Origin of the sequence: Streptomyces sp. NPDC096132 (genome assembly GCF_044763345.1) — a bacterium.
Taxonomy (GTDB): domain Bacteria; phylum Actinomycetota; class Actinomycetes; order Streptomycetales; family Streptomycetaceae; genus Streptomyces.
Genome location: NZ_JBIWGA010000008.1, coordinates 322,970 through 337,906 on the forward strand (window position 1 = coordinate 322,970; position 14,937 = coordinate 337,906).

General features: G+C 70.3%; 15 protein-coding genes. 7 read left to right on the forward strand and 8 right to left on the reverse strand.

Annotation, left to right across the window (positions count from 1 at the left end; genetic code table 11):
- Positions 1 to 25: 25 nt before the first annotated feature.
- Entirely contained in the window at positions 26 to 865 is an 840-nt protein-coding gene (locus ACIRF9_RS21495; RefSeq protein WP_403824373.1) for an SDR family oxidoreductase, read from the reverse strand.
- Positions 866 to 1,138: 273 nt separating this feature from the next.
- Here ACIRF9_RS21495 and ACIRF9_RS21500 point away from each other — a divergent pair, with 273 nt between their 5' ends.
- The 3 genes from ACIRF9_RS21500 (at position 1,139) to ACIRF9_RS21510 (ending at position 4,299) form a co-directional block, all read left to right on the forward strand.
- Positions 1,139 to 2,032 (forward strand): helix-turn-helix transcriptional regulator, encoded by an 894-nt coding sequence (locus ACIRF9_RS21500; RefSeq protein WP_403824376.1) that lies wholly within the window; start codon positions 1,139 to 1,141, stop codon positions 2,030 to 2,032.
- A gap of 66 nt (positions 2,033 to 2,098) precedes the next feature.
- Entirely contained in the window at positions 2,099 to 2,977 is an 879-nt protein-coding gene (locus ACIRF9_RS21505) for a helix-turn-helix transcriptional regulator (protein WP_403824378.1), read from the forward strand.
- A gap of 308 nt (positions 2,978 to 3,285) precedes the next feature.
- Positions 3,286 to 4,299, forward strand: coding sequence for an SMP-30/gluconolactonase/LRE family protein (locus tag ACIRF9_RS21510; RefSeq protein WP_403824381.1), 1,014 nt, complete (start codon positions 3,286 to 3,288; stop codon positions 4,297 to 4,299).
- Between the two features lie 53 nt (positions 4,300 to 4,352).
- Here the strand turns inward: ACIRF9_RS21510 and ACIRF9_RS21515 are convergent, their stop codons facing one another.
- Positions 4,353 to 5,519 carry a low temperature requirement protein A gene (locus tag ACIRF9_RS21515; protein ID WP_403824384.1) on the reverse strand — a complete coding sequence of 389 codons (1,167 nt, stop codon included), beginning with the start codon at positions 5,517 to 5,519 and terminating at the stop codon, positions 4,353 to 4,355.
- Between the two features lie 159 nt (positions 5,520 to 5,678).
- Here ACIRF9_RS21515 and ACIRF9_RS21520 point away from each other — a divergent pair, with 159 nt between their 5' ends.
- The 3 genes from ACIRF9_RS21520 to ACIRF9_RS21530 all read left to right on the forward strand — a co-directional run bounded on the left by ACIRF9_RS21520 (position 5,679) and on the right by ACIRF9_RS21530 (position 8,807).
- Positions 5,679 to 6,581: an aldo/keto reductase gene (locus ACIRF9_RS21520; RefSeq protein WP_403824386.1), complete on the forward strand. Its 903-nt coding sequence runs from the start codon at positions 5,679 to 5,681 to the stop codon at positions 6,579 to 6,581.
- 119 nt (positions 6,582 to 6,700) lie between these two features.
- Positions 6,701 to 7,627 (forward strand): helix-turn-helix transcriptional regulator, encoded by a 927-nt coding sequence (locus ACIRF9_RS21525; RefSeq protein WP_403824389.1) that lies wholly within the window; start codon positions 6,701 to 6,703, stop codon positions 7,625 to 7,627.
- A 136-nt stretch (positions 7,628 to 7,763) separates the two neighbouring features.
- Complete coding sequence (locus ACIRF9_RS21530) at positions 7,764 to 8,807, forward strand: NAD(P)-dependent alcohol dehydrogenase (RefSeq protein WP_403824393.1); 1,044 nt, start codon at positions 7,764 to 7,766, stop codon at positions 8,805 to 8,807.
- 32 nt (positions 8,808 to 8,839) lie between these two features.
- On the opposite strand, the gene ACIRF9_RS21535 is transcribed toward ACIRF9_RS21530, so the two are convergent.
- Positions 8,840 to 10,219: a pyridoxal phosphate-dependent decarboxylase family protein gene (locus ACIRF9_RS21535; protein WP_403824396.1), complete on the reverse strand. Its 1,380-nt coding sequence runs from the start codon at positions 10,217 to 10,219 to the stop codon at positions 8,840 to 8,842.
- A 115-nt stretch (positions 10,220 to 10,334) separates the two neighbouring features.
- On the opposite strand from ACIRF9_RS21535, the gene ACIRF9_RS21540 reads away from it, so the two are divergent.
- Positions 10,335 to 10,826: a MarR family winged helix-turn-helix transcriptional regulator gene (locus ACIRF9_RS21540; RefSeq protein ID WP_403824399.1), complete on the forward strand. Its 492-nt coding sequence runs from the start codon at positions 10,335 to 10,337 to the stop codon at positions 10,824 to 10,826.
- A gap of 54 nt (positions 10,827 to 10,880) precedes the next feature.
- Here the strand turns inward: ACIRF9_RS21540 and ACIRF9_RS21545 are convergent, their stop codons facing one another.
- The 5 genes from ACIRF9_RS21545 to ACIRF9_RS21565 are packed head-to-tail and all read right to left on the reverse strand — an operon-like array spanning position 10,881 to position 14,841.
- Positions 10,881 to 11,666, reverse strand: coding sequence for an MBL fold metallo-hydrolase (locus tag ACIRF9_RS21545; RefSeq protein WP_403824402.1), 786 nt, complete (start codon positions 11,664 to 11,666; stop codon positions 10,881 to 10,883).
- Positions 11,663 to 12,205 carry an ester cyclase gene (locus ACIRF9_RS21550; protein WP_403824405.1) on the reverse strand — a complete coding sequence of 181 codons (543 nt, stop codon included), beginning with the start codon at positions 12,203 to 12,205 and terminating at the stop codon, positions 11,663 to 11,665. The genes ACIRF9_RS21545 and ACIRF9_RS21550 overlap by 4 nt, the downstream gene beginning before the upstream one ends.
- Positions 12,202 to 13,302 carry a hypothetical protein gene (locus ACIRF9_RS21555; RefSeq protein WP_403824407.1) on the reverse strand — a complete coding sequence of 367 codons (1,101 nt, stop codon included), beginning with the start codon at positions 13,300 to 13,302 and terminating at the stop codon, positions 12,202 to 12,204. Before ACIRF9_RS21555 ends, ACIRF9_RS21550 begins: the two co-directional genes overlap by 4 nt.
- A gap of 25 nt (positions 13,303 to 13,327) precedes the next feature.
- Positions 13,328 to 13,846, reverse strand: coding sequence for a VOC family protein (locus tag ACIRF9_RS21560; RefSeq protein WP_403824410.1), 519 nt, complete (start codon positions 13,844 to 13,846; stop codon positions 13,328 to 13,330).
- Positions 13,843 to 14,841 (reverse strand): zinc-binding dehydrogenase, encoded by a 999-nt coding sequence (locus tag ACIRF9_RS21565; protein WP_403824413.1) that lies wholly within the window; start codon positions 14,839 to 14,841, stop codon positions 13,843 to 13,845. The genes ACIRF9_RS21560 and ACIRF9_RS21565 overlap by 4 nt, the downstream gene beginning before the upstream one ends.
- Between the last annotated feature and the right edge of the window lie 96 nt (positions 14,842 to 14,937).

The window sequence follows — 14,937 nt, forward strand, 5'->3', positions numbered from 1 at the left end:
AGGGATTCGGGATCGTGGCCGGGGGTCAGGGGATCGTCAGTTCGCCGGTGCGCAGGGCCGCGGTCACGCCGCCGTCCATGAGGAGGTCGGCGCCGGTGATGAAGCCGGCCTGGCGGCCGAGGAGGAAGGCGGCGGCGTCGGCGACCTCGTCGGGGGTGCCGAAGCGTCCGGCGGCCGACGCCTTGCGCACCTGCTCGAACCATTCCTTCCGGGGCCCGGACAGCTCGTCCCGGGCCAGCGGCGTGACGATGACGCCGGGGCTGACGGCGTTGACGCGCGCTCCGCGTCTGCCCCAGGCGACGGCGGCGGTCTGCACCCGCAGCGAGTTGGCCCGCTTGGAGAGAGCGTAGGCGTGGACGGTGGAGCCGACCTGGTCGGGCTGAAGGAACGGCAGCTCCAGCAGGCTCGCGGTGTCGGTGGTGGCGAGCGCGTGCTCGATCTCGGGCGCGTAGGGGCTCTCCCGGTGCCCGGCCATGCTGGCGATCACGATGCCGGCGCCGCCGGGTGCGACGACGCGGGCGAACGCGTCCAGCACCATCGCGGTGCCGACCAGGTCGACACGCAGGATCCGCTCGACGCTCGCCTGAGTGGGGGACACTCCCGCGGTGTGCACCACCTGGGTGACCGGCCCCAGAGCCGCGGACGCGTCGGCCAGAGCCTCCACCGCGTCGCGGTCGGAGACATCGGTGACGCGGATGGTCACGTCGTGCCCCTCGCCCCGCAGGCGTTCGGCGGTGGCCTGGGCCGCCTTGTCGCTGTAGTCGGCGAGCAGCACGGTGCGTCCGGCGCCGACGCGACGCGCGATGGCGAGACCGATGCTTCCGGAACCGATGACGACGACTACTTCCCTCGCGTCCCTGCTCATGTGTCCAACCCCTTCGCTCTGCGCTGTGCGCCTGCCGACGGGCGCGGCGGGTTCACCGCGAGCGCCGTCCGGTGCGAGTCCTCACCGATGTCACTCACGTGGCCTCGACGACGATGAACCCTGTCGGCGAGCTGCCCTCACCACCGGGAACCAGCCTGCGGGAGGGCCACGCGCAGTGGCAGGCCGTGTCGTGCGGGGGAGCGCCGTTCGGGGGAGTGACACGGCCCCCCATCCGCCTCCCGCGCACGACACGGCATGCTGACACTGGAGGACATGACACGTGAGCAGTCCGCGGACGGCGGCACCGGGCTCGGGCGCTTCCTGCGCGCCCGCCGCACCCGGCTGACGCCCGCCGAGGCCGGGCTCGCGGCAGGAACCGGGCGGCGGCGCACGCCCGGGCTGCGCCGCGAAGAGCTGGCCACGCTCGCCGGAATCAGCATCGACTACTACACCCGCCTCGAACGCGGCAAGGAGACCCGCCCCAGCCCGTCCGTCGTCGACTCCCTCGCTCGCGCCCTGCAACTGGACGACGACGAGCACGAGCACCTGCGCACCCTCGCGAGCAGGGCCGCCCGCCGCGTCCCCGCACCCAGGACCGCCCCGTCACGGACGGTGCGGCCGGGCGCCAAGCTGCTGCTGGAGAGCCTGCGCCCCTACCCCGCGCACATCGTCGGCCGCACCACCGACCTGCTCGCACACAACCCGGGTGGGCTGCGCCTGCTGGCCGGGATGGAGCAGTGGCCGGCCAAGGACCGCAACATCGCCCGCTACGTCTTCCTCCACCCAGCCGCCCGCGACCTGTTCGACGACTGGAGCAACCAGGTCCGCGGCTGCGTCGCCCGCCTCCGCGCCCTCGCGGCCACCGACCCCGACGCCCCCGACCTCACCCGTCTGGCCGGTGAACTCCTCGTCAAGAGCCCGGACTTCGCCCGTCTGTGGGAGCGCCACGACGTCAAGATCCATGCGCACGGCCGCAAGACCTTCCACCACCCGGAGGTTGGTGACCTCACCCTCGGCCACCAGTCCATGGAACTCGAAGGCACACCCGGTCAGCGCCTCGTCGCCTACTTCGCCGAACCGAACGCGCCCGCGTACGACGCCCTGGTCCTGCTGGACATGCTCGGCTCCGAGCCGTCACCGGCCCAGACGGCCCGATCCCACGTGTGACAAGGCCTTTCACCGACCTTTCCCCAGGTCATGACCTTGATCCAATCGACCTGTCACACTGTGTGCATGGCACGTGAGCGGCACGACGGCAACGGCGGCACGGAGCTGGGAACGTTTCTACGGGCCCACCGCGCCAGGGTGACCCCGGCGCAGGTCGGACTACCGACCGGACCGGGGGTGCGGCGCACTCCAGGACTGCGCCGCGAGGAGCTGGCCACGCTCGCCGGCGTCAGTGTGGACTACTACGTCCGTCTGGAGCGCGGCAAGGAGACCAACCCGAGCCCCTCCGTCGTCGACGCGCTCGCCCGCGCCCTCCGGCTGGACCCGGCCGAACACGACCACCTGCGTGTCCTCGTCGCCCGGGCCGCGGGCGCCTCCGCACTGCACCCGCCGTCCTCCGACGCGGAGACGGTCCTACCCGGGGTCGAACTGCTGCTGGAGAAGCTGAGGCCCTTCCCGGCCTACGTCCTCAGCCGCACCATGGACGTCCTCGCATGCACCCCGTCCGGACTGCGGCTGTTCCACGGGCTGGCGGACTGGCCGGTGGAGCAGCGCAACGTGGTGCGTTACGTCTTCCTGCACCCGGCGGCGCCCAAACTGTTCGACGACTGGCACGACCAGATCCGCGCCGCCGTCGGCCGCCTGCGCTCGCTGCACAGCCTGGAACCCGACGCCCCCGGCCTGGCTCCACTCGTCGACGAACTGCTCGCTGCAAGCCCGGAGTTCACCAGCCTGTGGGAGCGCTACGACGTGCGGTTGCACACCCACGGCAGCAAGACCTTCCATCACCCCGACGTCGGCGACCTCACCCCCGGCTACCAGAAGATGCAGATCGAGGGCACCCGCACGCAACGGCTCGTCGTCTACTACGCCGAGCCCGGTACCCCCGACCACGACAAGCTGGTGCTCCTGGACACGGCGGGAGCCGAACAGAAGACTCAGTGAGGGGGGGGGGGGGGGGGGGGGGGGGGGGGGGGGGGGGGGGGGGGGGGGGGGGGGGGCGCCGGGGCCCCCCCCCCCCCCCGCGGGGGGGGCGGGCGCCCCCCCCCCCCCCCCCGGGGGGGGGGGCGGCCCCCCCCCCGGCCCCCCTGTCGCATAGCCGCCCTGAACTTCCGCTGCCAGACTGACTACTGCGCTCGGCCCCACTCGATGAGCCCTTCAGGGCGCGCACATCGCCGAGTCGCCCGTATGCAACTTCCCTTCTCCTGCCCGCTGTTCACGCTGGGCAGGTGTCGGCAACGCAAGGAACCTCCATGTCTGCCAGCTCGATCTCCGCGAAGAGAAGAATCCGCACAGCCGCGATCGCAACCGCGGCCTCGGCGGTCCTCGTGTCCGCCCCCTCCGCCGCAGCCTCCACTCCGACGCCCCACGAGCAGCTCGTCATTACGGACATACGGACCGTCGCCGAGTTCGACTACGCCGCCGGTGAGATCCCGGAGAACATCACCGTCAACCCGGACCGCTCCGTGACGCTGTCGATGATCGGAGCCGCCGCCGGCAAGGCGCCTGCGCTGGTGCGCGTCTCGCCCTCCGGACACCGCACCGTCCTCGCCACCTCCGCCCAGGGCGACGGCATCACCGGCAACATCCGTGGCAAGGACGGCACGGTCTACTACAACGTCTGGTCCTCCAGTGCGGCGCGCGCCGGGGTGTGGAAGATCGCGCCCGGCAAGAGCCCCGCGCGTCTCGCGGCACTGCCCACCGACGGGCTCCCCAACGGCATGGCCCTGGACACGGACGGTCGCACCATCTACGTCGCCGACAGTCTCAAGAGCACGGTGTGGGCCGTACCCGTCGCGGGCGGACCGGCGAAGGCATGGCTGACCGATCCGGCCCTGGCCCCCGTCACGTCCGAGGCCGTGCCCTTCGGCGCCAACGGCCTGAGGTTCCACAAGGGAGCCGTCTGGGTCTCCAACCTCGCCCAGGACAGCCTGCTGCGCATCCCGGTCACCGGGAACGGCAAGCCCGGCCGTATCCACGTCGTCACCAAGAACATCGACGGGGTGGACGACTTCAGTTTCCTCAACGACCACTCCGATGTGGTCTTCGCCGCACAGAACGCCCCTGACAAGGTGTCCGTGGTCTATCCGGGCGGCCAGGTGAACACGGTGCTGACCGGTGCCGACGGCCTGGCCTCCCCCAGCGCCACCGCTGTCAGTGACGGCCGGTTGTACGTCACCGACGGCGGTCTGAACGCCCCGCACGACGCGCAACTGCAGCGCGGGAAGATCAACGTTTCCGCCCTGTGCTCGCACGCGAGCTCGTGATCCGGTTCTGACCGGGGGCGTCGGCCGACGCCCCAAAGGGCTCACTCCCGCCCTCAGGCGCGCACGGTGTGGCGCAACTCCGCGAACCACCACGTCTCGACGGCCGCGAGCGCCGCGAGGATCACGACCACACCCGTCAGGGCGGCCGGCGGCGGCAGGGCAGCCGCCGTCGGTGTCCAAGCGGCCACCAGGACCAGGGCCACCAGGCGGAACGACCCCCACGCGTTCACCGCCAGCCGCCCGAACAGCAGCAACCCGGCCAGGTAGAGGGCCACTCCTCCGCACAGCGCACCGGCCGAGAACCAGCCCAGCCCGTGGCCGCTGTCCGCGTGACCGACGACTCCCTCGATACCGAGCGCGGTCAGGACGATGCCCGCGACGACGGGGAAGTGGCCGACGCCGTAGGCACCGGCCGCGAGCGCCAGCCGGGTCTCGCCGGCCGCCTCGTGCAGTCTGCGCCGCGCCACCAGGGTCACCACGTCGAAGTACAGCCACCACATCGCCATAGCCGCCCCCACCCCGAGGACAGCCACCGCCAGCAGCGACAGACTGACCGGCAGCTCGGCGGCGCCCACGCCCAGGGCGGTCAGCGATTCGCCGATGGCGATGATGACGAACAACTCGTACCGCTCGGCGAAGTACTCGGCACTGTGAATACGCCAACTGCCCCTGCGGGACGTCGCGTACACGACCCCCCAGTCCACCGCGATCGCCACCGCGAACAGTGCTGTCTGTACTCCCCCTCCGACGGACGCGCCCGCGAGGAGCAGGCCTGCCCCGGCGAGCACCGGCGGCCAGGAGACGACGACCTGCCGCACCAGTTCCCGGTCCTCGCGGGCGAGCAGGCCGTAGACCACCAAGTGCACGCAGCGCACGAACAGATACGCACCCGCGAGTACGAGCGGACCGTCCAGGCCTCCTGGCGCGTCGTGCCACGCCTCCGGGACGGCGAGCGCCACCACGAAGATCCCGGCCATGGCCAGTCCCATGCCGGCGCGCAGGATCCCCAGATCGGCTCGGGCCTGGTTGCCGAGCCAGGCATAGGCCGACCACGACCACCACAGCAGCGCCAGCAGCAACAGCCCCTGCAGCACGCCCGTACCGCTGTGAGCGTGGGCCATGAAAGCGGTGACCTGGGTGAGTGCGAAGACGTACACCAAGTCGAAGAACAACTCGAAGGTCGTCACCCGGTGCCCCGGCAGTCCGACGATGTTCACCATGACGCACGCCTTTCGAACCGTTGTTCCCTACACGCCCAAGCCTCCTCACCACGGGCGCCGACCGGCAGGCCGCACTGTGCCGGGGAGCGGTGTTCAGGGGTGTGACAGGGCCCCCCTGCTGGCTGGTACGCAGGTCACACGGCTCACAGACTGGAACGCATGACTGATCCGCAGCAGCACAGCGCACTCACCCTCAACAACGGCGTCACCGTGCCGGTTCTCGGCTTCGGCGTCTTCCAGAGCCCCGCGGAGGAAACGGCTGCGGCGGTGGAGACGGCACTGCGCACCGGCTACCGGCACATCGACACGGCGGCCGCCTACTTCAACGAGCGACAGGTCGGTGAAGGCCTGCGCCGCTCCGGAGTGGACTCGTCCGAGGTGTTCCTCGAGACCAAGGTCTGGGTCACGGACTACGGCTACGACGAGACGCTGCACGCGTTCGAGAAGAGCATCCGAAAGCTCGGGGTGGACCAGCTCGACCTTCTGCTCCTGCACCAGCCGGTGCCGGAGCGGTTCGACACGACGGTGGCCGCCTACCAGGCGCTGGAGAAGCTCTACGAGGAGGACAAGGTCCGGGCGATCGGCGTCAGCAACTTCATGCCGCATCACCTCGCGGAACTTGTGGAGCGCACCAGCGTCGTCCCGGCCGTGAACCAGGTCGAGCTGCACCCGTACTTCACCCAGCCCGACGTCCAGAAGGCGAACGCCGAGCACGGCGTCCTCACCCAGGCGTGGTCCCCGATCGGTGGGATCACCTTCTACTGGGACAAGGACGGCACCGGACGCAGCACGCTCCAGGACCCGGCCGTCCGAGCGATCGCGCAGGCCCACGGAAAGACGCCCGCGCAGGTGCTGTTGCGCTGGCACATCCAGCAGGGTCGCAACGCGATCCCCAAGTCCACCAACCCGGCCCGGATCGCCGAGAACTTCGACGTGTTCGACTTCCGGTTGAGCTCCGACGAGCTCGCCGCCCTGGACGCACTCGACACCGGTGTCCGCGGCGGCCCGGACCCCAACGTCACCAGCCCCGAGCGGTTCAAGGTCGTCATCCCCGAGGGCTGAGGCCACAGGCGGAGCACCGCGCGAAGACCGCCCGGCGCGCCGGGGAGCACCGTTCCGGGGAGCGACAGGGCCCCTCACCAGCCCCCCTCGCAGGTCAGGAGGCGGTCACACTGGACGCCATGCGACCTGAGCACGCCACCGCGAGCGGGGGCACCGAGCTGGGGCGCTTCCTGCGCGCCCGCCGTGCTCGGCTCAATCCCGCCGAGGCCGGGCTCGTGGCGCAGCCCGGCCGGCGGCGCACGCCCGGGCTGCGCCGTGAGGAACTGGCCACCCTCGCGGGCATCAGCATCGACTACTACACGCGCCTGGAACAGGGCCGGGAGACACGGCCCAGCCCGGCCGTGGTCGACGCCCTGGCCCGGGCACTGCACCTGGAGCAGGAGGAACACGAGCACCTGCGCAGCCTCGCCCAGAGCGCCACGCGCCGCGCCACCGGGCCGCAGACGGCTCCCTCCCGCGCGGTACGGCCCGGCGTCCGGCTCCTGCTGGAGAACCTGCGGCCGGGCCCCGCCTACGTGGTCACCCGCGCCAACGACCTCCTGGCCTGCAATCCGAGCGGGCTGCGCCTGCTGGCCGGTATCGAGGACTGGCCCGCCGACCAGCGCAACCTCACCCGCTACGTCTTCCTCCACCCGGCCGCCCGAGACCTGTTCGACAAGGACTGGCACCACCAGCTCCGCGGTGGCGTGGCGCAGCTGCGTGCCCTGGCCGCCACCCACCCCGATTCCCCCGACCTCACCCGGCTGGTCGGCGAACTCCTCCTCAAGAGCCCCGAGTTCGCCCGCATGTGGGACCGCTATGAGGTCAGGGTCCGCGCGCACGGCCGCAAGACCTTCCACCACCCCGAGGTCGGAGTCCTCACCCTCGGCTTCCAGAACATGGAACTGGAGGGAACACCCGGCCACCGCCTGCTCGCCTACTACGCCGAACCAGGCACCCCGGACCACGACGCCCTCGTCCTGCTCGACATGGCCGCACAACAGGGTGCCGCCAGCCTCCGAGGAACCGGCCCGGATCAGGGCGGCCCGGCATCCCCGCCGCTCTGACCTGCACGGATACCCAGTGGGGGGCCGTGTCGCACCCCGGAACAGCACTCCCCGGAGCAGCGCGGCCTGGTACCCGCGATGCGCATTCCGCAGGCTGGAGTTCCTCTCTGGCAAGACCAGCACCAATGGAGACACCGTGTTCACCGTCAACGCTTACGGCGCCACATCCGTGACCGAACCGCTCGTCCCGATGACCATCGACCGCCGAGAGGTGGGTCCGCACGACGTCCTGATAGAGATCGCCTACTGCGGAATCTGCCACTCGGACATCCACTTCGCCCGCGGGGAGTTCGGCGACATCCCCACCCCTCTCGTCCCCGGCCACGAGATCGTCGGAACGGTCACAGAGGTCGGCTCGGAGGTCACCCGGCACGCCGTCGGTGACCGCGTGGGCGTCGGCTGCATGGCCGACTCCTGCCGCGAGTGCGCCAACTGCCGGAAGGGCGAGGAGCAGTACTGCCTGAAGGGCCACACCCTGGTGTTCGGCAGCGTCGGCCGGGACGGCCGGATCACCCAGGGCGGCTACTCCACCCACATCGTGGTGACCGAGGACTTCGTCCTGCGGATCCCCGACGGCCTCCCGCTCGACACCGCCGCACCCCTGCTGTGCGCGGGCATCACCACGTACTCGCCGCTGCGTCACTGGGGCGCGGGCCCCGGCAAGAGGGTCGCGGTCGTGGGTCTGGGCGGCCTGGGCCACCTCGCAGTCAAAATCGCCAAGGCGATGGGGGCCGAGGTCACCGTCCTGTCCCAGTCACTGAAGAAGCAGGGCGACGGCCTTCGCCTGGGCGCCGACCACTACTACGCCACCGGCGACCCCGCCACCTTCGACAACCTCGCCGGAAGCTTCGACATCGTCCTCAACACGATCAGCGCCAAGATCGACGTCGACGCCTACCTCTCCCTGCTCGCCCTGGACGGCGCCCTGATCAACCTGGGAGCCCCCAGCGAGCCGCTTCCGGTGAACGTGCCCTCCCTGTTCGCCAACCGGCGCTCCTATGCCGGATCGCTGTTCGGCGGCATCCGCGAAACCCAGGAGATGCTCGACTTCTGCGCGGGGTACGGCATCGGCGCCGAGATCGAACTCATCCCGGCCGAGAAGATCAACGAGGCGTTCGATCGTGTCCTCGCCTCCGACGTCCGGTACCGGTTCGTGGTGGACACCGCCTCGCTGGTCTGACACGCGGGAACGCCGAGTCGGCGCGGGTCCGGTCAGACCGCTTTCAGCGCAGGCCCGAGGGCGAGTCGCTCGACCCGGTCGTGCAGGTCCTCGACGTGGTGCTCGGACTCCGGCTTCATCAGCACGCTCCGCAGGATCCGGGCACCGTCGGCGTCTGCCGTGACCTTGGGGTGGCGCGCGGTGAATGCCTCGCGGCCGGCCTTGAGGGTGCTCAGGAAGATCGGGTCGGGGCCGTTCATGCCGTCGGTGAGGATGCGGGCGGAGGCGGCGTCGATGGCCGTCAGGGTGGCCGGTTCGACGGTGGGGAAGTAGCTGACGATGTCCAGCTCGGGCTGTTGGTAAAGCTCCAAGTACGCGGAATCTTCGATGAGTTGCGACCACCTCAGCGCCGCTCGCCGTCCGGCCGCCAGGACTTGGCCGAGGCCGTCGGGGGTGGGCGGGAGGAGCTGGAAGGTGAGCCACAGGGCGGCGGCGGAGGCGCCGGCGCGTGAGCATTCCAGGCTGATCTCGCCGAGGTGGAGTTCGGCGGAGGTGAAGTAGGTGTACGGGGAGTCGTGGAGGTAGAAGCGGCCGACCTCGGGGTCGCGGAAGAGGACGGCGCCGCAGCCGTAGGGCTGGAGTCCGTGCTTGTGCGGGTCGACCACGACGGAGTCGGCCCGGGCGATGGCACGCCAGGGCTCGGAAGGCAGTCCTTCGGGGCCGTCCGCGTCGGCGAGGAGGGTGAAGAACCCGCCGTACGCGGCGTCGACGTGGACACGGACGCCGTGGTGTTCGGCGATCGGCAGGACCTGGTGGACGGGATCGACGGCGCCCAGTCCCGTGGTGCCGGTGGTGAGGACTACGGTGCCGACCTCCCCGGTACGCAGGATGTCCTCCAGCGCGTCGAGATCCATGCGGCCCCGGTCGTCGGTGGGCACGGGGTGGCCCTTCATGCCGAGGACGTGGCACATGCGCCCGTGGGTGTAGTGGGCGTCCGCGCTGTAGGCGATCCCTCGGCCCGGGTGGAGTTCGCGGGCGACGAAGAGGGCTTCGAGGTTGGCGATCGTGCCGCTGGTGGTGAGGTGGCCGAGATGGGTGTCGTAGCCGAACATCGCGGCGAGCCGGGCGACGGCCTCGCGCTCCATCGTCGCGGTGGCGGGGCCGCCGTCCAGGGCGTGGTTGTTGGGGTTGACCAGCATCGTCGTGAGGTAGCCGACCACGGCGGCGGGGTGCGGGGGCTTGAGCATCTGGCCCGCGTAGTGCGGGTGGAAGAAGGGGTAGTTGTCCTTGAGCCTTCCCGTGAGCTCCTCGAAGGCGTCGGCGAAGCGGTCGTCGTCCACCTGGAGGGACGGGTGGGGCCGGTAGGGGCCGAAGGTGTCGGCCCAGTCCTGTATCGCGTGAGCGGCTCGACCGAGCCAGTGCTGCAGATCCACTGATCTCCCTCTCACTCTCGGGGTGACGGCCACTCTAGGATTTAATTGACTACTCAGCAATTGACTGCTCAGCAATTGAGATGGCAGCGAGTGCGCCGGCAGTAAACTCGCGGCGATGAACGACATGCCCGAGCCCCACGCCGAGGCCGCCGCTCACGCCGCCAACAGTGGGCTCGTCCGGGACTTCGGCCTGCTGATCAAGTCCGCGACCCGCCTGGAACAGCGGATCGACGCCGCCCTGCGGCGGGACTGCGGGATCAGCCACACCATGCTGGAAGTGCTCATCCGGCTCTGCCGCCGGCCCGGCGAGGAGGTCTCGCAGCGGCAGCTGGCCGACGACCTCACCCTGACCAGCAGCGGCACGACCCGGCTGATCGACCGGATGGAAGGGGCCGGCCTGGTCCGCCGCGTGCCCTCTCCCGAAGACAGGCGGGTGGCCCTGGTCGAACCGACCACCGAGGGTCGTACGACATTCCTCCGCGCCGCAGCCGTCCACGCCCACGTCGTGGAGGAGTTCTTCGTCAGACCGCTGGCCGCCGACGACTACAGTCGGTTGACCGGCGCCCTGAGCGAGATCGACAAGGCGCTGCGCGAAGCCGCTGACTGACAGGGCGCTGGGCCGGGATGCCGTCCGGCGTGCGGGCGAGGGGAGCCCGCCGTGTCAGGTGCCGGCTCGCATCTTCTCGTACAGCACGGGGTCGTGGGCGTTGACGATGGCCAGATCGGTGTCGCCGCGGCGATACAGCTCGACGAGGCGGGCATGGTTGTCGCGCACCTTCTTCAGGTCGTACGCGACCACGGTCTCCATGATGCGCAGGGCACGGGGCACGGGGGAGTGCCCGTCGAGCGTGCCGTGGTGGTAGAAGGAGTCGCCTGCGTGCAGGATCCAGCGCGTCCCGGCGTCGACCGCGACGCAGGCGTGGCCGCGGGTGTGTCCTGGCAGGGAGATCAGGACGATTCCCGGGGCGATGGTGTCGAGTTCCTTGGCGGCGGCGAATCCGCGCCATGCCTCGCCGTGCGGGGTGTGCTCGACGAGTGCGGGGCCGTGGGCCCATTGGGCCGGCCGGTATCGGATGCGCTCCCGCCAGGACGGGGAGATCACGGACCCGAGGACTTCGGCCGCGGTGGTGTGGATCTGGGCGCGGGGAAAGTCGGACAGTCCTCCGATGTGGTCCGCGTCGAAGTGGGTGACGACGATGTGGCGGACGTCGTCGCGCCGGAAGCCGAGCGCCTCCACCTGGCGGGCGGCCGTCTCCTGCGCCTGGAACACGGGCCTGACCAGACGGCGGGCCGGTCCCCAGCGGCGTTCGGGATCGGCGACGTCGTGCAGGCCGAAGCCGGAGTCCACCAGGACCAGGCCGTTCGGTGTCTCGATGAGCAGGACGTGGCTGACCAGCGGGGCGGTGGGCAGGCGCATGGTGCCGCAGTTGAGGTGGTGGACCTTCATGGCAGTACGGCTTTCGGGGTGTTGACGAGGGAGGGGTGCGGCTTGCTTCCGGCCTCCTTCATCAGGCCCCGCAGGCAGCGTGCGGCCAGGATCCAGTTCTTCGGGTTCTTCAGGTTCAGGCCCCCGACGAGCTGTTTCAGCAGGGTCAGGGTGTCGAAGTAGATGCGTTCGCAGACCAGGTTCTCGTCGGCGTCGAAGATGAAGTACGCGGTCATGCGGACGCGGAAGCGGCTTCCGGTGGGCGGGAGGCCGCCGTAGGGGCCGAGGTGGGTGCCCAGCAGCCAGAACTCGACGATGACGGCGTCCTCGCTGTGGCGCAGAGCGATGATCTCGTGGTCCTGGTCGGGGAAGGCGACTCGGCTGTCGTGGTAGTAGCCGCGCACCGCCTGGTCGCCGTCGTGGACCTTCATCAGGGGGATCAGCTCGTAGTGCGGGTGCGGGAACGTGGCCAGGACGTCGTCCCAGTCCTGGCGGACCTCGTCGTGGAAGTGGTCCAGGACGAGTTTCTGCCGTGCCGTGCGGATGTCGTCGTTGATCATCGGTGGGTCAGCGCCTTGTGCGTGAAGGTGGGGGAGGTGCCGGGGTTGGTCCAGGAGGCGGTCAGCTCGCTGGACGGGAAGAACTGGAGGAAGCGCGGGTCGGCCTGGGAGCGGTCGACGAGGGTCTTTTCCAGGATCAGCGAGTTGTACTGTTCGGCGGTCGTCTCGATGGTGTTGGCGTTGAGGACGACCTCCTGCTGCCAGGTACGGGCCCAGCGGGCGATGCCGGGCAGCCGGGAGTGCTCGGGGGTGAGGCACTCGGTGGCGATGGCGTTCTCGCTGGACGCCCAGATGCCGGTGGAGGTGTTGAGGACCAGGGTCTGGTTGCCGTGGACGTGTCCCGGAGTGGCGACGACGGCGATGCCCGGACCGAGGAGCAGGGCACCGTCGACGGCGAGGAACGCCTCGGGCGGCACCGACTCGTACGTCTCCGGCTGGTACCAGGGCTGCTGCAGCGGGTGGAGTCGGGACATGGCCAGCAGCTCGGGGCGCTGCACGATGACCTTGGCGTTGGGGAACACGGGCTTCACCGTGCCGCCGAGGTCGGCCTGGGGCTCGGTGGTGCCGATCCAGCGGCGCAGGTCCTGGGTGTGCAGGTGGTCGAACATGAGGTAGTCGACGTCCTCGGGGCGGATGCCGAGGCGGGCCAAGTGGCCGGTGACCGTGCCGTGCCGGGTGGTGGACAGGGAGCGCAGGGCACCGGGAGTGCGGCGGATGAGGGCGGCGAAGTACGGGGTGTTCTCCCCGAGTTCGTAGTCGCTCGGCTCGAACAGCAGCACCCGCCGACGCCCGTCGCTCTCCCGCCAGCGGATGACGAGCATGCGGTTGGTGAGGGACAGGAAGGGGGCGATGGCCCGACTGGCCCGGAACAGGCCGAACTTGGTGGGGTACGGCAATGTCACCAGATCGCAGGTGGTCACACTGTCCGGGGTGCCGGTCGCAGCGAACTCGGTGCGGAACGCCTTCGCCTGCGTGCGAGCCGAGTCCAGCTTGGCTCCGTAACCGCCCGGGACCTCGTCCAGGCAGTCGAAGAGGGTGATCCGGGTGCCGAGCGTGGGCATGTGGATGACGTCGTGGTCCTGCCAGGCGAGCTTCATTGCTCCTCCTCAGGAAGGGGTCGGTTCAGCCGAGCCGGTGAATGGGGTGGGTGCCGTCCCAGTCGGCAGCCATGTCGCGGACCGCGGCGAACAGTTCGCCTTTGGTGCCGCCGATGTCGGAGATCTCGATGACCGTGCCGGGGACCTTCTCGGTGTCGAGGTAGGCGAACCGGCCCCCGCCGAGTGAGCCCTCCTGGGCGACCGTGTAGCCGAGGGACAGGGCCCGGTCGTAGAGCTCCTGGTAGTCCTTCGCCCAGTACGCGATGTGCTGAGCGCCCTCGTGTCCGGCGGCGAGGAAGTCCCGGTAGAGGGAGGGCGCGTCGTTGCGCTGCTGGATCAGCTCGATCTGGATGCCGCCGGAGTTGGCGACCGCGGCGCTCATCTCCAGAGGCGAGTCGACGCCCCGGTAGCGGAAGAAGTCGAGCTCGCAGCGTTCCAGGTGGAACCAGGGGCCGACGCCATGGGCGATCCAGTGGGCCATGGACGCCTCGATGTCACGGACGACGTACCCGATCTGTGTGATCGGTCCGAAGATCCTGCTCACAGCTTCGGCCCCATCTCCAGGACGATTTTGCCGACGGCCTCGTCGGAACGCATGTGGTCGGCGGCCGCCTTGGCCTCCTCGAAGGCGAAGACGCGGTCGACGACCGCGCGGACCCGGCCGTCCGCGACCGCCGGAACGACCTCGGGCACCAGTGCGGCGCAGACGTCCGCGATCTCCTCGGGCGTGCGGACGCTGAACGTCGTGCCCAGCACCCTGAGCCGCCGGAACGCCAACTGGTCCAGGTCCACGGTGGACTCCGCTCCCGCCAGCCGGCCGATGTTGACGATCGTTCCGCCGACGCGCGTGGCCTGGAACGTCTCGGCGAACAGCTGCCCGCCCACGTGGTCAAGGACGATGTCGACACCGGCGTCCCCGGTGGCCGCCCGCACGGCCTCACCGAGGCTCTCGGCGCGGGTGTCGACGACCAGGTCCGCACCGACGGACTTGAGGATGTCCGCCTTGCTGTCCGACGTCGTCGTCGCGATGACCTGGGAGGCGCCCAGCGCCTTCGCCAGCTGTACCGCGAGCAGCCCGATGCCCGAGGTGGCGCCGACGACGAGCACGCTCTGACCGGCGGTGAAGCCCGCCTGGGTCACCAGGGCGTCGTACTCGGTGGCCAGGCCGACCGGCAGGGCAGCCGCCTCGGTCCACTCCAGCGTGCCCGGTACGGCCACGAGATGCCGGTGATCGACCAGGGCCCAGGGGGCGAACGCACCGAGCGTCACGCCGATCACCCGCTCCCCTACGACGACGTTCTCCACGCCTTCGCCCAGTGCCGTGACCTCGCCGGCGAGTTCGAAGCCGGCCGTGAACAGGTCGCTCGTCTTCGCGTTCGGGTTGTAGGTGCCCTGCAGCATGTACAGGTCCGCCCGGTTCAGCGCGGCGGCGCCGACACGGACGAGAACCTGACCCGGTCCGGGCGTCGGTACGTCTACCTCGCGTATCTCCCAGTCGGGCCCGGCGCCGCCGAGCAGTGCACGCATGGTGGTGGCCATCTGTGAGCCTCCGTCTCTTGGACCCCATGAACACGTGGACCCGCAAACACTCGGGCCCCTCAACACTTGCAGTGCAAGTCTTCGGTTTTTCGTGAC